This is a genomic window from Kitasatospora fiedleri (assembly GCF_948472415.1).
Classification (GTDB): Bacteria; Actinomycetota; Actinomycetes; order Streptomycetales; family Streptomycetaceae; genus Kitasatospora; species Kitasatospora fiedleri.
In genome coordinates, this window is the sequence record NZ_OX419519.1 from 4,418,950 (window position 1) to 4,437,877 (window position 18,928).

14 protein-coding genes are annotated in these 18,928 nt (G+C 74.9%); 9 read left to right on the plus strand and 5 right to left on the minus strand.

Going from position 1 to position 18,928, the window contains the following annotated elements; translation table 11 throughout:
• The first annotated feature begins 2 nt into the window (after positions 1–2).
• The 4 genes from QMQ26_RS20530 (at position 3) to fxsT (ending at position 8,687) form a co-directional block, all read left to right on the plus strand.
• The gene (locus QMQ26_RS20530) at positions 3–2,384 is read left to right on the plus strand and encodes an FxsB family cyclophane-forming radical SAM/SPASM peptide maturase (protein ID WP_282202260.1); all 2,382 of its coding nucleotides are present in this window, start codon (positions 3–5) and stop codon (positions 2,382–2,384) included.
• The gene (locus QMQ26_RS20535) at positions 2,381–3,226 is read left to right on the plus strand and encodes an aminoglycoside N(3)-acetyltransferase (protein ID WP_282202261.1); all 846 of its coding nucleotides are present in this window, start codon (positions 2,381–2,383) and stop codon (positions 3,224–3,226) included. Before QMQ26_RS20530 ends, QMQ26_RS20535 begins: the two co-directional genes overlap by 4 nt.
• Positions 3,227–3,328: 102 nt before the next feature.
• Complete coding sequence (locus QMQ26_RS20540) at positions 3,329–4,582, plus strand: TIR-like protein FxsC (RefSeq protein ID WP_100836765.1); 1,254 nt, start codon at positions 3,329–3,331, stop codon at positions 4,580–4,582.
• 106 nt (positions 4,583–4,688) lie between these two features.
• Positions 4,689–8,687, plus strand: coding sequence for an FxSxx-COOH system tetratricopeptide repeat protein (gene fxsT, locus QMQ26_RS20545; protein WP_282202262.1), 3,999 nt, complete (start codon positions 4,689–4,691; stop codon positions 8,685–8,687).
• A 60-nt stretch (positions 8,688–8,747) separates the two neighbouring features.
• Here the strand turns inward: fxsT and QMQ26_RS20550 are convergent, their stop codons facing one another.
• The 3 genes from QMQ26_RS20550 to QMQ26_RS20560 all read right to left on the minus strand — a co-directional run bounded on the left by QMQ26_RS20550 (position 8,748) and on the right by QMQ26_RS20560 (position 11,535).
• A complete protein-coding gene (locus tag QMQ26_RS20550; RefSeq protein ID WP_282202263.1) occupies positions 8,748–9,617 on the minus strand; it encodes an alpha/beta fold hydrolase in 870 nt (289 codons plus the stop codon).
• A 16-nt stretch (positions 9,618–9,633) separates the two neighbouring features.
• On the minus strand, positions 9,634–10,596 hold the full coding sequence (locus QMQ26_RS20555; protein ID WP_100836763.1) for a DUF4231 domain-containing protein: 963 nt from the start codon (positions 10,594–10,596) through the stop codon (positions 9,634–9,636).
• Positions 10,597–10,785: 189 nt separating this feature from the next.
• The gene (locus QMQ26_RS20560) at positions 10,786–11,535 is read right to left on the minus strand and encodes a sugar isomerase domain-containing protein (protein WP_100836762.1); all 750 of its coding nucleotides are present in this window, start codon (positions 11,533–11,535) and stop codon (positions 10,786–10,788) included.
• 201 nt (positions 11,536–11,736) lie between these two features.
• Here QMQ26_RS20560 and QMQ26_RS20565 point away from each other — a divergent pair, with 201 nt between their 5' ends.
• Positions 11,737–12,435, plus strand: coding sequence for a metal-dependent transcriptional regulator (locus tag QMQ26_RS20565; protein WP_100836761.1), 699 nt, complete (start codon positions 11,737–11,739; stop codon positions 12,433–12,435).
• Positions 12,436–13,062: 627 nt separating this feature from the next.
• On the opposite strand, the gene QMQ26_RS20570 is transcribed toward QMQ26_RS20565, so the two are convergent.
• Positions 13,063–13,773: a bifunctional DNA primase/polymerase gene (locus QMQ26_RS20570; protein ID WP_282202264.1), complete on the minus strand. Its 711-nt coding sequence runs from the start codon at positions 13,771–13,773 to the stop codon at positions 13,063–13,065.
• Between the two features lie 255 nt (positions 13,774–14,028).
• On the opposite strand from QMQ26_RS20570, the gene QMQ26_RS20575 reads away from it, so the two are divergent.
• The 3 genes from QMQ26_RS20575 to QMQ26_RS20585 all read left to right on the plus strand — a co-directional run bounded on the left by QMQ26_RS20575 (position 14,029) and on the right by QMQ26_RS20585 (position 16,726).
• A complete protein-coding gene (locus tag QMQ26_RS20575) occupies positions 14,029–15,405 on the plus strand; it encodes a tetratricopeptide repeat protein (protein WP_030910841.1) in 1,377 nt (458 codons plus the stop codon).
• Between the two features lie 191 nt (positions 15,406–15,596).
• Entirely contained in the window at positions 15,597–16,118 is a 522-nt protein-coding gene (locus QMQ26_RS20580) for a hypothetical protein (protein ID WP_282202265.1), read from the plus strand.
• An 11-nt stretch (positions 16,119–16,129) separates the two neighbouring features.
• The gene (locus QMQ26_RS20585; protein WP_282202266.1) at positions 16,130–16,726 is read left to right on the plus strand and encodes a hypothetical protein; all 597 of its coding nucleotides are present in this window, start codon (positions 16,130–16,132) and stop codon (positions 16,724–16,726) included.
• An 82-nt stretch (positions 16,727–16,808) separates the two neighbouring features.
• Here QMQ26_RS20585 and QMQ26_RS20590 read toward each other — a convergent pair whose 3' ends face one another.
• Positions 16,809–18,098: an ABC transporter substrate-binding protein gene (locus QMQ26_RS20590; RefSeq protein WP_282202267.1), complete on the minus strand. Its 1,290-nt coding sequence runs from the start codon at positions 18,096–18,098 to the stop codon at positions 16,809–16,811.
• Positions 18,099–18,417: 319 nt separating this feature from the next.
• On the opposite strand from QMQ26_RS20590, the gene QMQ26_RS20595 reads away from it, so the two are divergent.
• Positions 18,418–18,852 carry an SCO4402 family protein gene (locus QMQ26_RS20595; RefSeq protein ID WP_282202268.1) on the plus strand — a complete coding sequence of 145 codons (435 nt, stop codon included), beginning with the start codon at positions 18,418–18,420 and terminating at the stop codon, positions 18,850–18,852.
• Positions 18,853–18,928: the final 76 nt, after the last annotated feature.

The window sequence follows — 18,928 nt, forward strand, 5'->3', positions numbered from 1 at the left end:
CGATGTCCGCCACCGTGCCGTTCAGCCAGTTCGTGCTGAAGGTCCACAGCCGCTGTGACCTGGCCTGCGACCACTGCTACGTGTACGAGCACGCCGACACGAGCTGGAGCCGCAAGGCCAGGGCGGCCTCGGACGAGGTGCTGGAGCGGACGGCCGGACGGATCGCGGAGCACGCCAGGACCCACCGGCTCCCCGCCGTGCACGTCGTGCTGCACGGCGGGGAGCCGCTGCTCGCCGGTCCGGACCGGCTGCGCCGGGCCGCCGAACTGCTGCGGGCCGCCCTGCCCGCCGGGTGCGCGCTGGACCTGCGGATCCACACCAACGGGGTGCTGCTGAACCGCCGGTTCTGCGAGCTCTTCGCCGAGCAGGACATCAGGGTCGGGGTCTCGCTGGACGGCGACCGGCTCGCCAACGACCGGCACCGTCGCTTCGCGGACGGCCGCTCCAGCCACGCCAAGGTGCTGGCCGCGCTGGCCCTGCTGCGCGAACCGGAGTTCCGGCACCTGTACGCCGGGCTGCTGTGCACCGTCGACGTGGCCAACGACCCGGTCGCGGTGTACGAGGCGCTGGTCGCCGAACAGCCGCCGCGGATCGACTTCCTGCTGCCGCACGCCACCTGGGACCACCCGCCGGCCCACCCCGAGGGTGCGGGGCCGACCCCCTACGCGGACTGGCTGCTGGCGGTCCACCGGCACTGGACCGAGCGGGGCCGCCCGGTGCCGGTGCGGATCTTCGACTCGGTGCACCGCACCCTGCGCGGCCGCTCCAGCCTCACCGAGTCGCTCGGGCTGGACCCGGCGGACCTGGTGGTCGTCGAGACCGACGGGACGCTGGAACAGGCCGACAGCCTCAAGACCGCCTACGACGGCGCGCCCGCCACCGGCTTCGACGTGTTCGCGCACAGCCTGGACGAGGTCGCCCGGCACCCGGGGATGCTGGAGCGGCAGTCCGGCCTGGCGGGCCTGGCGGGCCAGTGCCGGGCCTGCCCGGTGGTCCGCAGCTGCGGCGGCGGCCTCTACGCCCACCGATACCGGACCGGCGGGGGCTTCGACCACCCGTCGGTGTACTGCGGGGACCTCTTGAAGCTCATCACCACCATCCGCGACCGGGTCTCGGCCCGGGCCGCCGCGCCCGCCGAGCCGCGGCAGCCGCTGACCGACCGGCACCTGGACGAACTGGCCCACGGGCTCGGCGGCGCGGACGCCGTCACCGCCCTCGGCCAGGCCCAACTGGAGCTCTCCCGACGGCTGGTGACCGCCGCCGGGGCACCCGGGAACGACGCCGCCTGGCAGCTGCTGACCACCGTCGACCGCGCCGCGCCCGGCGCGCTCGACGCGGTGCTCGCCCACCCCTACACCCGGACCTGGGCGGTGCGCCGCCTGGCCCGGGACGGGCGCGGCGACCCGGGCGGGCTGGCCGAGCTGGCGGCCGCCGCCGCGGCCCGCGGGCGGACCGGGTTCGAACTGGTGCTGCCGGTCCGCGCGGGCTGGCTGCACCTGCCGACGCTCGGCCGGCTGCGGCTGGACGGCCGGACCGAGGCGGTGCTGCGCGGCGACGCCGACGGGCTGTCCTGCGCCGGGCACACCGTCCGCTGGGACCGGCCGGGCGACCACCTGTGGCAGCCCGTCCGCAGGGTCGCGCTGCCCGGCTGGACGCTCGCCCTGGAGGACACCGACCCGCGGCGCGACAGCCACCAGTGGCCCGCCGCCGACCGGCTCTCCGACGCCGAACTGCTCGACTGGACGGGCGCGTTGGGCGAAGCCTGGGAGCTGCTCGGCCGCGACCTGCCCGACTACGCGGCCGGCATCGCGGCCGGCCTGGGCACCGTCACCCCGCTCGCCCCCGGCCCGGACGGGCGCGACGTCAGCGCCGCCGCCCGGCAGGCGTACGGGGCGGTCGGGATCGCCCGGCCGACCACCGCTCCGGTGCTGGCGCTGCTGCTCGCCCACGAGTTCCAGCACGTCAAGCTCGGCGCGGTGCTCGACCTGTACGACCTGCACGACCAGGCGGACGACCGGCTCTACCACGCCCCCTGGCGGCCCGACCCGCGCCCGCTGGAGGGCCTGCTGCAGGGCACCTACGCGCACCTCGCGGTCGCCGCGTACTGGGCGGGCCGGGTGCGGGCCCACGACGGCCTCCGGGGCGACGACGCCACCGCCGCCCGGCTCCAGCTGGCCACCTGGCGGGCGCACACCGCCGACGCGATCGGGACGCTGGAGCGCTCCGGCTCGCTCACCCCGCTCGGGCTGCGCTTCGCCGCCGGGATGCGCGCCGCGCTGGCCCCCGCACTGGAGGTGCCGGTCGGCGCCGCCGCCGAGCGGGCCGCCCGGGAGGCCGCCGCCACGGACCCGGCCGCCCGGCAGGCCGCCGCGGGGCGGCGGTGACCGACACCGCGCTGCTCCGGACCGGACCGGGGCGCACCCGGCCGGAACCGGGGCCGCCCCGGTCGGTCGGGCAGCTGGCCGGCCAGCTGCGCGAGCTGGGCGTCCGGGAGGGCGGGACGCTGCTGGTGCAGTCCTCGCTGCGGGCGGTCGGGCCGGTGGCGGGGGGCGCGCACGGGGTGGTGCGGGCGCTCCTCGCGGCGCTGGGGGCGCGCGGCACGCTGGTCGTCTACACCGCTACACCCGAGAACTCCCGCACCTCCCCGTACTACCGGGCCCGGACCGCCGGCCTGACCCGCGCCGAGCTGGCCGAATACCACGAGCGGATGCCCGCCTGGCACCCCCGCACCCCCGCCTCCCCGACCGTGGGCCGGCTCGCCGAGGTGGTCCGGCAGTGGCCCGGCGCGCTGCGCAGCCCGCACCCGCAGACCTCGTTCGCCGCGCTCGGCCCCGCCGCCGGGGAGCTCACCGCGGTGCACCCGCTGGACTGCCACCTCGGCGACGAGTCGCCGGTCGGCCGGATGTACCGCGCCGGGGCCCAGCACCTGATGCTGGGCGCGCCGATGCGCCACTGCACCCCCCTCCACCTGCTGGAGTACTGGCAGCCGGACCGGCCGCAGCAGCTCTACACCTGCGTCCGGCGCACCGACGGCGCCGCGCGGGCGGTCGAGGAGTTCACCGCCACCCGGCTGGACGACGGGCACTTCGAGGAGATGGGCGAGATGCTGCTCCGGGAGCTGGCGGAGCTGCGGCAGGGCCCGGTCGGCGCCGCCCGGAGCGTCCTGCTGCCGATCCGGGAGGCGGTCGACCTCGCCGCCAACTGGTATTCGAACAAGCGAAGTTGAGACCGGATCAGATCAAGGCCCTATTCCATTCGGACCGCCGGTCTTCCTACACTTGAGTCCCTTTCGGGGGAACAGTGACAGGCGGGCTCGGGGGAGGCGCGTGTGAGCAGCGGTGCGGGCCAGCGCAAGGACGCGCCCAGGCCGTACTTCTTCCTCAGCTACGCGCACACCCCGCGGATCAACTCGCGCGGCGCCGCCGACCCCAACCTCTGGGTGGCCAAGCTCCACCAGGACCTGTGCGAGGCGATCCTGCAGATCACCGACGCGCCGTCCGGCCACCCGGTCGGGTTCATGGACCGCTCCATGCACCAGGGGCAGAAGTGGGCCGAGCGGCTGTCGCGGGAGCTGGCCACCTGCCGGGTGTTCGTGCCGCTGTACTCGCCGCGCTACTTCAAGTCCGAGGCGTGCGGCCGGGAGTGGCACCTGTTCACCCGCCGCTCGGTCTACCAGCGGCGGCCCACCGCGGAGCGGATGACCGGCATCGTCCCGGCGCTGTGGGTCTCGATGGAGCACTACCAGCTGCCCCGGGTGGCCGGGGAACTCCAGTTCAACCACGACAGCTTCGGCGCCGAGTACGCCACCGAGGGCCTGTACGCGCTGATGAAGATCGCCGCGTTCAGCTCGCAGTACCACACCGCGGTGTGGCGGCTGGCCCGGCGGATCGTCGACGTCGCCGAGCAGACCGTCATCCCGGCCGGGCAGGTGCTCGACTTCGAGTCCCAGCCGTCCGCCTTCGACCCGCCCGACAGCGCCGACCAGGTCCGGATCTCGGTCTTCTCCTACCGGGAGCGCGAACTGCCGCCGCAGCGCAGCCCGCTCTGCTACGGCGAGCAGCGCGCCGACTGGCAGCCCTACCGCCCGGACTCCTCCCGGCCGCTGGCCCAGGACGCCGCCGACATCGCCCGCGGGATGGGGTTCCAGCCCACCGTGCGGGAGTTCGAGGAGGAGTCCGAGCACCTGCTGACCGGCGAACGGCCGGCCGCCCCCTGCGTCCTGCTGGTCGACCGGTGGGCGTTCCTGGACGGGCGGCGCGCCGAGGCGGTGCGCCGGGTGGACCGGCGCAACCACGGCTCGGTGGCCGTCATCGAGCCGTGGAACCGCGGGGACCAGCAGAACCTCGACCACGAGCGGATGCTCGACGAGCTCGGCGACAGCGTGCTGACCGTCAGCCGCCGCTCCCGGCGGCGGCCCACCCTGCGCGAGGAGGCCGCGGTCGGCACGCCCGGCAGCATCGAGGAGTTCCGCGGCGAGATGGAGCGCGCCGTGATGCGCGCCTGCACCGCCCACGAGCAGCAGCGCCACCAGAGCCGCCCGGAGGACGGCCCGACCGACCGCAGACCCGGCATCGGGCCCTGAGCCGGGTCCGCGACGGCAGCAGGACACCGGGCGGTCGGGACTCCGACCGGTGAGCACGGCGTGCGGTACCACGACGGGCACCCAAGGGCCCGGGGGAGGGAACGTCATGACCGAGAGGCCGACGAAGGGCCCGCAGCACCAGTCGCCCCGCCGCGACACCACCGAGGACCGGCGGGGCCGGATCGTCACCTTCTACTCCTACAAGGGCGGCACCGGCCGCACCATGGCGCTGGCCAACACCGCCTGGATCCTGGCCGCCAACGGCCGCCGGGTGCTGGTCGTCGACTGGGACCTGGAGGCCCCCGGACTCGCCCAGTTCTTCCGGCCCTTCCTCAACCCCGAGGTGGTCGCCGCCACCACCGGCATCATGGACCTGTTCGGCGACTACCTGGAGGAGGCCCGCCGCCCGGTCGACCGGGACCCGGACTGGATCGAGGACTTCGCCCGCATCCACCCGCACGCCCTCTCGCTGGCCTGGCCGCACTTCCCCGGCACCGGCCGGATCGACCTCGTCCCCGCCGGGCAGCAGAACCGCGACTACTCCGTCGCCCGCCTCGACTGGGACCTGCTCTACGAGCGCTACGAGGGCCGCCGGTTCATCCAGTCGCTGCGCGCCGACATGAAGCGCCGCTACGACTACGTGCTGATCGACAGCCGCACCGGCCTCACCGACACCGCCGACATCTGCACCGTCGAGATGCCCGACGACCTGGTGGTCTGCTTCACCCTCAGCGACCAGTCGATCGACGGCGCCTCCCGGGTCGCCCGGGTGATCGAGGACCGCTACGGCGACCGCGGCATCCGCATCCTGCCCGTCCCGATGCGGATCGACGAGGGCGAGAAGGAGAAGGCCGACGCCGGCCGGGCGCTGGCCCGGGTCAAGTTCGCCGGCCTGCCCGCCGACCGCGGCGAGGCCGACCTGGCCCGCTACTGGGCCGGTGTGGAGATCCCCTACCGGCCGTTCTACGCCTACGAGGAGATCCTCGCCCCGTTCGGCGACCAGACCGGGCTGCCCGGCTCGATGCTCGCCGCCAACGAGCGCCTCACCAAGGAGGTCACCCGCGGCGAGGTGCTCGGGCTGCCGCCGATGCCCGAGGACCTGCGGCTGCGCTTCCTCGACGGCTTCGCCCGCCGCCGCCCCACCGCCCCCGCCGACCTGTACCTCAGCTACGTCCCCGAGGACCGGGCCTGGGCGGACTGGATCTCCGCGCTGCTCGCCGACGCCGGCTACCGGGTCGTCCCGCGCGACGTCGGCGCCGGGGCCAACCCGCGCGAGGCCACCGGCCGCGGCATCGACTCCGCGTACCGCACCGTCGCCCTGCTCTCCGCCTCCTACCTGCAGTCCCCGCAGGCCCAGGCGCTGTGGGACCGCACCGTGCTGGCCGACCCGGCCGGCGCCCGCCGCCAGCTGATCCCGGTCCGGGTCTCCGACGTCCGGCTCAACGCGCCCTACAACAACCGCAACCCGGTCGACCTGATCGGCCGCGACGAGGCCGCCGCCGCCACCGCGCTGCTGCGGGCGCTCGGCCGCACCGAGGCCGAGCTGCCCGAGCGCAGCCCCGGCGCGCCGCGCTTCCCCGGCACCAAGCCCACCTACTGGGAGGTGCCGCAGCGCAACCACTCCTTCACCGGCCGGGTCAAGGTCCTCGACGACCTGCGGGCCCAACTCGCCGGCGGCACCACGGCGGTGCTGCCCCCGCCGCAGACCCTGTACGGCCTCGGCGGCGTCGGCAAGACCCAGGTGGCGCTGGAGTACGCCCACCGGTACATGTCGCACTACGACCTGGTGTGGTGGATCGATGCCGAGCAGAGCGAGAACGTCGTCTCCGACCTCGCCGACCTCGCCGGGCGGCTCGGACTGCGGGTCGGCGACAACGTCAGCGAGGCCGCCCAGGCCACCCGCGACGCGCTCCGGCAGGGCATCCCGACCCCCAACTGGCTGCTGATCTTCGACAACGCGGACGAGCCCGCCGAGATCCGCCGGTTCTTCCCCGACGGCCCCGGCCACATCCTGGTCACCTCCCGCAACCAGGGCTGGTCCGGGCAGGCCGGCGTGCTCAACGTCGACGTCTTCGACCGCACCGAGTCCGTCGACCACCTCACCCGCCGGGTCCGCGGCCTGGCCCGCGCCGACGCCGACCGGGTCGCCGAGGCGGTCGGCGACCTGCCGCTGGCCGTCGAGGTCGCCGCCGCCTGGCTGGAGACCACCCGCACCCCCGTGGAGACCTACGTCAACCAGCTCAAGGCCGAGGCCACCAAGGTCCTCGCGGCCGGCGAGACCCCGGTCGACTACCCCACCCCGGTCGGCCTCACCTGGAACGTCTCCATCGCCCGGCTGCGCGAGCAGTCCCCCGCCGCGGTCCGGCTGCTCGAACTGTGCGCGTTCTTCGCGCCCGAGCCGATCTCGCTGCGGCAGTTCTTCTTCTCCGAGCAGATGCGGCTCGCCCTCCACCCGTACGACGAGGAACTCACCGACACCTTCCTGCTCGGCAAGGTGCTGCGCGCCGTCAGCCGCTACGCGCTGGCCAAGACCGACGCCGGCTCCGACTCCTTCCAGGTCCACCGGCTGGTCCAGGCCGTCGTCCGCAGCGGCATGAGCGAGAGCGAACGCAACCTCGCCATGCACCAGGTGCACCGCATCCTGGTCAACGCCCGGCCCCCGCGCGGCGACACCGACGACCCCGCCAACTGGCCGACCCTGGAGAAGATCTGGCCCCACCTCACCCCGTCCCGGGCCCAGGACTGCGACGAGCGCGAGGTGCGCGAACTGCTCATCGACCGGGTCCGCTACCTGTGGAAGCGCGTCGACCTCGACCAGGCCCTCCAGCTCGGCCACCAGCTCGACACCGCCTGGACCAGCCGCTCCGAGAACGAACCCGACCCGGTCGAGCAGAAGATCTGGCGCCGGCAGATCCTCAGCCTGCGCCTGCAGATCGCCAACGTGCTGCGCTCCCAGGGCTCCTACGGCGAGTCCCTGGCGCTCAACCAGGCCACCCTGCTCGGCCAGCGCGAACTGCTCGGCGAGCACCACCCGTACACCCTGATGACCGCCAACTCGATGGCCGCCGACCTGCGCTACCTCAACCGCTTCCAGGAGGCGCTCGCCCTCGACCAGGACACCTACGACCAGTTCGTCGAACTCTTCGGCGAGGACGACCCGCGCACCCTCACCGTCGCCAACAACCTCGCCATCGACCACCGCCTGGTCGGCAACAGCCTCGCCGCCCGCGACCTCGACCAGGACACCGTCGAGCGCAACGCCGCCGTCCGCGGCCCGCACCACCCCTACACCCTGGGCACCAAGTCCAACCTGGCCCGCGACCTGCGCGAGATGGGCGACTACAAGGGCTCGGTGGAACTCCTGCGGGAGGTCACCGAGGCCTTCGCCGACCTCCAGCAGTCCGACCTGCCCGAGGAGCTGCGCAACGCCAAGTCGCTGGCCGTCTCGCTGCGCCGGGCCGGCCAGTACACCGAGGCCCGGGAACTCACCGAACGCACCTACGAGCGCTACGTCGACCTGTTCGGCCCCGACTTCGCCGACGCCCTCGCCTGCCGGCTCAACCTCGCCGCCGACCACAGCGCCGCCGGCGACAAGGAGACCGCCCGCGACATCGCCACCGACGCCTACGAGGGCCACCGGCGGCTCTTCGGCGACCAGCACCCCTTCACCTTCGCCTGCGAGAACAACCTCTCCATCTACCTGCGCGGCTCCGGCGACATCGAGGGCGCCATCACCCACGGCCGCACCGCGGCGGCGGGCCTGGCCCGGGTGCTGGGCGACGACCACCCGTTCGTCCTCAACGCCATGATCAACCTCGCCAACGCGCTCGGCGAGAACGGCGAGCACCGGGAGGCGGAGGCGCTCGGCCGCACCGCGTACGACGGCCTGGTCAACCGCTACGGCGCCACCCACCCCGACGCCCTGGTCTGCCAGGCCAACCTCGCCATCACCCTGCGCGAGGCCGGCCGCCGCAGCGAGGCGGAGGCCCTGCGGATGCAGGCGGTCGCCGGGCTGGTCGAGCTCTTCGGCGAGGACCACCCGTCGGTGGTCGCGGCCCGCGGCTGGCAGCGCAGCAACCGCGACCTGGAGCCGCAGCCGCTGTGAGGACGGGCGAGGACGGGCTGGACGGGCACGCGCCGGCGGCGGCGCGCGCCCGGTGGCGCCCTACGCGTGGGCGGCCCAGCGGATCGCGTCGGTCATCTCCTTGAGCGCGCCGAAGTGGGCGGCGCCCGGTTCCAGGTAGAGCTGGGCGCCGGGGATGTGGTCGGCCAGCCAGGAGGAGTGGCCGACCGGGGAGAACCTGTCCTCGGCGCCGTGCCAGAGGCGGACCGGGGCGCGGATGCTCTCCACCGCGAAGCCCCAGTCGGCGATGAAGGCCAGCACGTCGTCGATCCAGCCGTCGGCGCCGTAGCGGAACGCCTGCCGGTAGGTCGAGTGCAGCATCCGGCGGATGCCGATGTCGGCGACCACGGTGCGGTCCGGCGGGGTCAGTTCGGGGACCAGGTTGCGGATCAGCTGGGCCGGGTCGCGGCGGATCACCCGAGACCGGACCTGGAACTGGCCGGCGATCCGGGGCTGACCCAACTCGGCCTGCCGGTAGGCGTGTTCGTTGGACGGGGTCATGCCCTCGAACCAGTCGAGGCCGTCCGCGTGGCGCGGAGCGAGCGAGACCTGGGTGGCCGCCCGGCGCACCCGGTCGGGCAGCAGCGCGGCGCAGGCGAGCGCGTGCGGGCCGCCGCCGGAGCGGCCGACCACGGCGAAGCGGTCGAGGCCGAGCGCGTCGGCGATGACGGCCACGTCGGTCGCGGCGGCGGCCACCGCACGGCCGGGCAGCCGGGTGGAGTCCCCGTAGCCGGGCCGGTCGAAGGAGATCAGCCGGACCCGCATCCGGGCCAGGACGGCGCTGCGCGGGGCCGGGCCGACCCGGCTGCCCGGGGTGCCGTGCAGCAGGAACACCGGCCGGCCGGACGGGTCTCCGGACGTCTCGACGGCGAGGACGCCACCGTCCGGGGTCTCGATCCTCCGTGTCGCCACGCGGCGGCCCTCCTGCTCAGCTGGGGATGTCGAGGCTGCGCACCTCGCGGCGCGCCTGCCAGGTGGTGTGCTCCCGGGAGATGGCGTCCTCGGCGTCCCGGGCGAGCCGGGCCCAGGTCTCCTCGGCGTCCGCCGCGTTCAGGTCGACGGAGGCCAACAGGGCCTCCACCTTGGAGAGTTCGGCCGCGGCCAGGGTGTAGGCGGCGGCCTGCGGACGGTACTGGCGCAGCTGGGCCCAGGCGGAGACCGAGGCGGCGACGGCCGAGATCGCGCCGAGCGCGTCGAAGCCGAACTGGCCGAGCGCGCGCAGCACGGCCAGCAGCAGGCCGAGCGCGGGCAGCACCACGGCGAGCCGGCCGACCCGGCGGGTGGCGTTGCGGCACTGGATCGCCTTGGCCTGGTACCACTGGCGCTGGCTCTGCACCCGCTCGCGCAGGTAGACCTCGCGGCGCACCGGCAGCGGCTGGTCGCGCAGCCGCTCCATGGTGTCGGTGATCTGCGGGTGGCGGGCCGGGGCGCGCCAGGTGCTCAGCTCCTGGGTGACCCCGGGGGAGACCAGTTCGGTGTCGAACTCGCCCAGGATGCCCGAGAGCTGGACGTCGTAGAGGCGCTCGGCGTCGGGCAGCTTGCGCGGCGGCGGCTGGTAGGAGTCGGCGCGCACCGCGTACTTCCACACCAGTGTCTTCACCGACTCGGCGACCGCCCGGCCGTCGTACCAGAGCCGCTGCGGGTTCTGCCGGGCGACGGTGAGGGCGATGAACAGCGCGCCCAGGTAGGCGAGGGCGGCGGCCCAGGCCCAGACCGGGCCGTCGGCGGAGCCGGCGAAGGCGGCGCCGACCAGCAGGAGCAGCTCCCAGCGGGAGAGCGCCACCGCCCGGGCCTGGCCCTGCAGGGACGCGCCGTCGGCGGCCCAGAAGACGCCCGGGAGCAGCTCCTGCTCCCGCACGAAGCCGATCGAACGCCCCGCACCAGCTGCCATCCCCGCCCCCCGCAGCGCAGTCCCACCGGTCTCGGGAGTCCTTCCCCGCGCCGGGTGAACTTACGCGAGCGGCAACGGAGTTGGCCGAATGGGGCGGTCGGCGGCGGGGCGGTGGGCTGGGCGGCAGGGCGGTGGGCCGGGTGGCGGGCCGGGTGGCGGGCCGGGTGGTGGGGCGGCCCGCCCGCGGGGTCACCAGGCGTAGAAGATCCGGTCCGCGTTGTCGGCGATCACCTTGTTGTTCCACTCGGTGCCGCCGTCCACGTTGCCGGAGCGGAACAGCGGCGGGGTGATGCCCCGGTCGGCGAGTTTGGCGATCGCGGCGGCCGTGACCGACTGCATCAGGGCGCTGGTGGTGATGGTCGACACCGAGCCGAACGGGGCGCCCGCGCCGGGGTGGTCGAGTTCGCCGTCGCCGATCCCGATCTTGCTGTCCAGCACCACGTCGCAGTTGTCCTTGAGGTAGGTGCCGGACGGGTGGTTGGAGGTGACCGCGCCGGGATAGGCCAGCGAGGTCACGCCGATCACCTTCAGGCCGCGGTCGCGGGCGTGCTGGGCCAGCTCGACCGGCATCACCTGGCGGCCGGAGAGCGAGATCACGAACAGCAGGTCGCCGCTGCGGGCCGGGGTGAGGTCGAGCGTGGTGGTGGCCAGCCCGGAGACCCGTTCCAGGGCGCTGCCCAGGTGCGCGGGCATCACGTTGACGCCGGTCATCCCGGGCACGTTGAGCAGGTTCATCACCACCAGGCCGCCGGCCCGGTAGACCACGTCCTGGGCGGCCAGCGAGGAGTGCCCGGCGCCGTAGGTGAAGATCCGCCTGCCGTGCTCGACGGCCTCGGCCAGCAGCTCCGCGGCGGCCTCGATGTTCTCCCCCTCCTCGGCGCGAATCCGCTCCAGGTGGGCCACGGCGGCGTCCAGGTACCGGCCGACCAGTTCGCTCATCTCTGCTCCGTCCGAGCTCGGTGGTGGCCCAGTGGTGTGGACCACACTGTGGAGAAAGCTACGGCGTGCACGGTGGCCCGTGCCTGACCCGGCTGTCAACCGGCGCGGAAAGGGGACGGGCATAGCGGGCGGGCGCGGCCGGTTGTCATTCCCATGCGTCAGAATTGGCGGTGAGGACACCGAAGAACGGAGCCAGGCGCGATGTCAGGGCTGATCGACACCACTGAGATGTACCTCCGCACCATCCTGGAGCTGGAGGAGGAAGGCATCACCCCGATGCGCGCCCGGATCGCCGAGCGACTGGAGCAGTCCGGCCCGACGGTGAGCCAGACGGTGGGCCGGATGGAGCGGGACGGGCTGCTCCAGGTCGCCGAGGACCGCCACCTCGAACTGACCGGCGAGGGACGCAAGTTGGCCGTCCGGGTGATGCGCAAGCACCGGATCGCCGAGTGCCTGCTGGTCGACGTGATCGGCCTGGAGTGGGAGCAGGTCCACGAGGAGGCCTGTCGCTGGGAGCACGTGATGAGCGAGACGGTCGAGCGCAAGGTGCTCGCCATGCTCGGCCACCCGACGCAGTCCCCGTACGGCAACCCGATCCCGGGCCTGGACGAGCTCGGCGACACCAAGGCCGAGGGCGAGGGCTACGACGCCGGGCTGATGACGCTGGAGACGGTCGCCGCCGCGGACGGCGCGGACGGGGCCGACGTGGTGGTCCGCCGGATCGGCGAGCCGATCCAGACCGACGGCGAGCTGATGCGCACCCTGCGCCGGGCGGGCGTCCGCCCGGGGGCGACGGTGCGGGTCGCCCCGGCCTCCGGCGGCGTGCTGGTCGGCACCGGCGAGAGCGCGGCCGAGCTCGGCAAGGAGATCGCCGCGCACGTGTTCGTCGTCCAGGCGTAGGACGTAGCGCGCAGGGCGCAGGACGTAGCGGAGCGCGAGAAGGCCGGGCGCAGAAGGCCGGGCGCACGGCGCGACGCGGGTCGCGGCACGGCGCACGGCGGGCAGGGCCCGGTGTCCCCACACCGGGCCCTGCGCGTTCCCTCCCGCTCCCCCTGCTCCCCTCCGGTCCCTCCCTGCTCCCCCTCCGGTCCCCACCCGTCGCGGGGTGGTCGTGCGCGGCTCCCCGGCCGCGCCCGGCCGTCCCCTTTCTTCCCGCCCCGGTCTCCCTCCCGCTGCCGCATCCGGCTTCCCCGTCCGAACGCCCTCCCGGCAGCCCCCCGCGCTCTCGGCCCGCCCGCTCCTTCCGCTCCGTCCGTTCCGTGCCGACGCTGAGGATGATCCCCTCGGCAACCGCGGCCAATCCTTGAGCGATGTCACCCGATCGGTGGGCTTCCCCCGTTGACCTGCGGGTATGACGACCGGTTCCGGAAGATCGCGCTCCGGACGGTCGCGACGGACGAACAGCGGGCCCGGCGGCGCACGAACGGCGGGCCCGGCCTCCGGATCGGGAGGCCGGGCCCGCCAGGGCCGCGCGGGGTGTCGCGCGGGCTGCCCCCCACCGGATCGGCCGGGGGCACGTTCGGGAGGTCAGCGCACCGCCGCCGCCGGGCGCTGCGCGGAGCGCGGGGCGCCGGCCTCGCGCCCGCAGGCGTACGCGAGCGGGCTGACCAGCTCCAGCGCGTCCGGCAGCCAGCGGTTCAGCGCGGACGGCGGTCGGGCCCACTGCGCGGACGCGTACCCGCCGACCCGGGACGGCGGGGCCACCACCCAGTCGCCCTCGCCGCGCGCCACCAGGTCGAGGCGGTCCGGGGACCAGCCGATCTGCCGGAGCATGTCCGGCAGCTTGCCGACCACCCCGGGCAGCACCAGGAAGTGCAGCCGCCGCCCGCTGCGCCCCGGCGCGGCCGGCACCGCCACCACCGGGCCCAGCTGCAGCCCCATCCGCTCCATCCGGGCCAGCGCCAGGCAGCCCGCCACCTCCGGCACGTCCAGCACGTCGAACGTCCGGCCGGTGGGCAGCAGGATCGAGGCCGCCGGGTTCTCCGTCCACCACTTCCGGACCACCCCGGGCCCGGCGCTCGCCCGGCCCCGCCAGTCGTCGCCGACGGGGTGCGCGCCGGGGAGCGCGCAGCGCTCCTCGCCGCACGAGCAGCGGGCCGGGCCGTCGCCGTCGCCGTCGAGCAGCCAGGCGCCCGGCGCGACCTCCCAGTGCCGGTCCTCGGCGTAGCGGACGGCTTCGATCAGCAGCGGCGGCAGGTTCGGTTCGGGGGCTCCCGGGGTGTTGTCCACGTGCAGCACAACTACCGTCCGTGAGTGCGGGTTACGGCCCGGGGCCGAACGCTTCGAACGGGGCGCGCCCTGTCACCCGGGACGGTGATCCTGGTCGGAAACCCTCGGCCGGACAGGGGCGGTAACGGGCGCAGTGGGGGCGCACAGGGGCATTCACCCGGGCGCGTGGGGAGCGGGTACGTCACCGTGGGTATTCCGCATGGTGTTGCACAGTCGTCGCCCTCCGGTCGGGTCCGGACGGCGTTGGGGAGGCGGAAAAATCCCATGGCCGCGAGACCACTCGTCGCACGAGAGCCGAACGAGCGTCTGCAGCAGCTGATCCAGGAGGCGGGCTGCTCCAACGCGGGCCTGGCCCGCCGGGTCAACCTCTGCGGCGCAGAACACGGACTCGACCTTCGCTACGACAAGACCTCCGTCGCCCGCTGGCTGCGCGGGCAACAACCACGCGGGCAGGCGCCCGCGGTGATCGCCGAGGCACTGGGCCGCAAGCTCGGCCGCGGCGTGACCGTGGACGAGATCGGCATGGCCGACGGCAAGAGCCTCAGCTCCGCCGTCGGCCTCCAGTTCGCGCCCAGCCTGGGCGCCGCGCTGGAGCAGATCTGCGAGCTGTGGCGCAGCGACGTCGGCAAGCGGGACTTCCTGGCCGGGACCACCGTCGCCGCCTCCGCCCTGGTCGAGCCCAGCCGGGACTGGCTGATCACCCCGCCGGACCCGGTGGTCGCCCGCACCGGCGGCACCCGGGTCGGCCTGGCCGACGTCGCGGCGATCCGGGCCACCACCCAGATGCTGGTCGACCTCGACCACCGCTTCGGCAGCGGCCACGTCCGCCCGGTCGTGGTGCACTACCTCAACAGCGTGGTCTCCGGCTTCCTCGGCGGCTCCTACCGGGACGAGACGGGCCGTCAACTCTTCGGCGCGGTCGCCCGGCTGACCGAACTGGCCGGCTACATGGCGGTCGACACCGGCCAGCCCGGCCTCGCCCAGCGGTACTACATCCAGGCGCTGCGCCTCGCCCAGGCCGCCGACGACCGCGGCTACGGCGGCTACGTGCTGGCCGCCTCGATGAGCCACCTCGCGGCGACCCTCGGCAACCCCCGGGAGATCGCCCAACTCGCCCGCGCCGCCCAGGAGGGCGCCCGCACGGTGGCCACCCCGACCGCGATGGCGATGTTCTACGCCGCCGAGGCCCGCGGCCACGCCCTGCTGGGCGACGCGTACGCCTGCGAGAGCGTCGCCGCCAAGGCGCTGGCCGCGATGGAGCGGCGCAACCCCGCCGACGACCCCGACTGGATCGTGCACTTCGACGAGGCGTACCTGGCCGACGAGTTGGCGCACTGCCACCGGGACCTCCAGCAGGGCGAGCGGGCCGAGCACTACGCCCGCACCGCGCTCGAACTGCACCCCGCGCACCGGGTCCGCCGCCGCGCCGTCGACCTGGTCCTGCTCGCCACCGCCCAGCTCCAGCAACGGGACCTGGAGCGCGCCTGCGAGACCGGCACCGAGGCGGTCCGGCTGCTCAGCGGGCTGCGCTCCAACCGGGGCGTGGAGTACCTGGACGACTTCCGCACCAGGCTGGAGCCGTACCGCGGCCACCGGGCGGTGCGGGAGTTCCACGCCCGGATGGACGGGGAGGCCGCGTAGCGCGGCCCGCGCCCCGGGCCCGCCCCGGCGGGCCGCGGAACGTGAAGTGACAGCACAGAACAGCAGCCCACGTAGTCACCTGTGCCGGTGAACCGGTACCGTGGCCTCGCAGTTGTGGTCCGCCGTCAGCAATCCGGCGGGGCAACCGAAAGGCCCGGGAACCCGGTGCCGTGCACAGGTGAGGAATCGCGTTGAGCCAGCGCCGCTCGTATCCCAACTCCGGCGAGTTCAATCTGGACGACCTGTTCCGCCCGGAGCCCGCCGCAGACGGCCAGGGCAGTCCGGCGCAGGCCGCCGCGCAGCCCCCGTACGCCCAGCCGCAACCGCCCGCACCCCCGCAGACCCCCGTCCCGCAGCAGCAGTCCGCGCCGCCGCTGGGCCAGAGCGGCAGCCCCGAGTACTGGGGCGCGCCCGGGCAGCAGGCCCAGGCGGCCCCGCAGGCCCCGGCGGGCGACGAGGGCGCCACCCAGTACCTGCCGCCCTACCCGGCCGGCGGCCCGGCCGTCGGCGGCCCCCGCCGGGCTACCCGCAGCAGCCGCAGCCGGGCTACTCCGACGCGACCTTCGGCGGCCAGGGCGCCCCGCAGCAGCAGGCGTACGCCCCGCAGCCCTCCTACGGCGGGAACGGCGGCTACGGCGCCCCGCAGCCGGCGTACGCCCCGCCGCAGCCCGCCGGGGACGGCGGCCGCCGCAAGCCGAACCCGAAGGTCCTGATCGGCGCGGGCGTGGCCGGCGTCGCGCTGGTCGCGGTGCTGGTCGGCGTGCTGGCCGGCGGCGGGGACGACACGCCGAAGGACACCGCGAAGAGCGGGGCCTCGGCCGCCCAGAGCGTCGCCCCCAGCGCGAACGGCGGCGACGCCGGGGTCACCCCCGAGGCGAAGGCCCAGGCGCAGGCCATGTCGGACCTGCTCGGCACCGCCAGCTCCAGCCGCACCTCGGTGGTCAACGCGGTCGCCGCGGTCGGCAAGTGCCAGAACCTGCCGGACTCGCAGGCCGCGCTGACCGCTGCCGCGGGGCAGCGGCAGGACCTGCTCACCAAGCTCGGCGCCCTGAAGGTCGACAAGCTGACCGACGGCGCGAAGCTGGTCACCCAGCTCCAGCAGGCCTGGCAGGCGTCCGCCACCGCCGACTCCGAGTACGCGCAGTGGGCGGGCGACCTGACCGGCGGCTGCGACCCGGCCAAGGCCAAGGACAACGACCACCTCCGCAACGGCGACGCGGCGAGCGGCACCGCCACCACGGCGAAGAAGCAGGCCGCGGAGCTGTGGGGCGCGATCGCCGGGAAGACCGGGCTGCCGAACAAGAGCGCCGGCGAGCTCTGAGCCCCGGCGGGGCCGGAGCACCGGGGAGGGCCGGAGCGGGGGAGTCCCCGGTCCGGCCCTCCGGCGTGTCCCGCCCGGCGCGCTACGCCGGGGGCGTGTCCCCGGTGAGCACCCAGCGGACGTCGGTGAAGCCCTGGTGCTGCTCGGTCAGGCGGCCGTTCTGGACCCGCTGGAAGGTGACCGAGGTGTTCACCAGCCGGGGGGAGTCGGCGCTGGGCAGCATGTCGGCGACGCCCCAGCTGAGCGGCGGGGTGGCGCCGGCGGTGTCGATCGGGTCGCCGCTGTCGAGGACCACCTGGAGGGCCTTGGGGGTGAGCGGCTTCCCCGGGCCGATCCGGTCGGCGGCCTGGCGGAGCACCTCGTAGGCGACCCAGGTGGTCTGCACGCCGGGGTCGGCGACGTCGATGGTGGCGCCGTTGCCGTAGCCGCGGACGGTGGCGCGCAGGCCGTCCCAGACGGCGGAGGACTCGGCGGGGAACCAGCTGGTGGCGTACGCGCCGCGCAGCGGGCCGTTGTCGCCGCCGGTGGAGTCGACCACGGACTGCTGGAAGGAGCCGATGACGGAGGCGAGCTGGGTGTTCTTCGGGTTGGCGCGGCGGTACGGGTCGAGCAGGTTCGCGGTGGGCTCGGCGCCGAGCGCGGAGAGCAGGCAGTTGCCGGGCCGGTCGTCGCCGATGGCCCGGCGGGCCTCCTGCGAGTAGTCGTTGGACTTCTCGGGCGCCTTGATGTCGACCACCTTGATCCCGGCCCGTCCGACCGCGCCGCCGAGGTGGTTGACCAGTCCGTCGCCGGCCCGGGTGTCCGGGCGGATCAGCGCGATCTGCTTGCAGCCGGCCTCGACCAGCTGGCGTCCGCTGCCCGCGACCAGGGCGGGCAGGCCGCCGTTGACCGGGTAGGAGAGCGGGCTGCTGAACTCGGGGCCGGAGAGGCCGTAGCCGCCGACGAACGGGATGCCGGCCTGTTCGAGGACCGGCATGAAGGTGCTGCCGTACTGGCTGGCGGAGCCGACCACGGCGACCGCGCGGGCGTCGACGGCCTGTTCGGCGCAGGCGGTGGCGCCGTCGGTGGTGTCGTGCTCGTTGCAGGTCAGGACGCGGACCCGGCGGCCGGCCAGGCCGCCGTGGTCGTTGAGTTCGCGGCCGACGGCCTCGGCGAGCGCGGTCATCCCGGGGCGGTCGGCGGCGCCGGTGTCGGCCGGGGCCCAGGTCATCACGGTGACGTCCTGGCCGGCGGCGTCGGCGGCGGCGGGTCCGCCGCAGGCGGAGGCGGCGAGCAGGGCGGGCAGCAGCGCGGCCGAGGCCGCCAGGGCGGCGGTGGAGCGGCGGCGTCCGCTGACGGCGGGGGGCGGGTGGGGGGTTCCGTTCCGCGTCATGACGCTCTTTCCTCCCTGGACGTGCTGCTGCGGGTGGTCCCGTGCTCCGTTGCGCAGGCTCGGCGGATCAAGGGTGGTGGCCACCGGGCACGCCGGGAGGGACGCGGCGTGAACGGACCGCCAACGCGGGAGTAACACGGAGCGCCCCCGCCCGGCCGCGCACGCGGAGGGGGTGGCGCAGGCCCCGGTGGGGGCGGGTGTGGAGCCGGGCCCGGTCGGGAACGTACGATCGGCTCCCGTGTCCGACAGCATCGATTCTCCGCACCGGTCTGCCCGAAACACTTCTCGAACGGGCGGCCGCTCCAGCACGATGGGCGGCATGCCTCTGAGTGATCTGCCCTGGTGGCGCTGGCGGGCCCGGATCCGCTCGGCGCTGCACATGTTCTCCGACCCGGTCTTCCAGCGGGCGGCCTGGCTGGACGGCTCCGGTGGGTACGGCGACGTCACCGACGCCGTGTACCGGCTGGTCGAGGACACCTGGCTGGACCGCTGGTCGGCGGAGAAGTACGTCGGCTCGATCTTCCGGGACTCCGCCGAGGCGGTCGCGGTGGACGGCGCGGTGCTGCGGGTGCTGCGGATCGTGCACCAGGTCGGCGCGGACGCCCCGGCCGCGGCCTACCTGGGCCACCCGGACTGGCCGGAGGCGGTGCGGGCGGCCCGCGAGGCGCACCACCGGCTGGCCGCCGGCGACGGCGAGGACCCGGGCCTGCCGCCCTGCTCGCTGGCGGAGCTCCGGCGGCTGACCGCGCGCTGACCGCCCGGCGCGCTGACGGCGGGCTGACCGGGCGGTCCCGGATGCCGGTCGGCGTCCACGTGCCGGGGCGATCTGT

Bases quoted from the DNA above. Each gene is read 5' to 3' on its own strand.
- QMQ26_RS20530 (WP_282202260.1), top strand. From the start codon at position 3: ATGTCCGCCACCGTGCCGTTCAGCCAGTTCGTGCTGAAGGTCCACAGC.
- fxsT (WP_282202262.1), top strand. From the start codon at position 4,689: ATGACCGAGAGGCCGACGAAGGGCCCGCAGCACCAGTCGCCCCGCCGC.
- QMQ26_RS20555 (WP_100836763.1), bottom strand. From the start codon at position 10,596: ATGGCAGCTGGTGCGGGGCGTTCGATCGGCTTCGTGCGGGAGCAGGAG.
- QMQ26_RS20560 (WP_100836762.1), bottom strand. From the start codon at position 11,535: ATGAGCGAACTGGTCGGCCGGTACCTGGACGCCGCCGTGGCCCACCTG.
- QMQ26_RS20565 (WP_100836761.1), top strand. From the start codon at position 11,737: ATGTCAGGGCTGATCGACACCACTGAGATGTACCTCCGCACCATCCTG.
- QMQ26_RS20575 (WP_030910841.1), top strand. From the start codon at position 14,029: ATGGCCGCGAGACCACTCGTCGCACGAGAGCCGAACGAGCGTCTGCAG.
- QMQ26_RS20590 (WP_282202267.1), bottom strand. From the start codon at position 18,098: ATGACGCGGAACGGAACCCCCCACCCGCCCCCCGCCGTCAGCGGACGC.
- QMQ26_RS20595 (WP_282202268.1), top strand. From the start codon at position 18,418: ATGCCTCTGAGTGATCTGCCCTGGTGGCGCTGGCGGGCCCGGATCCGC.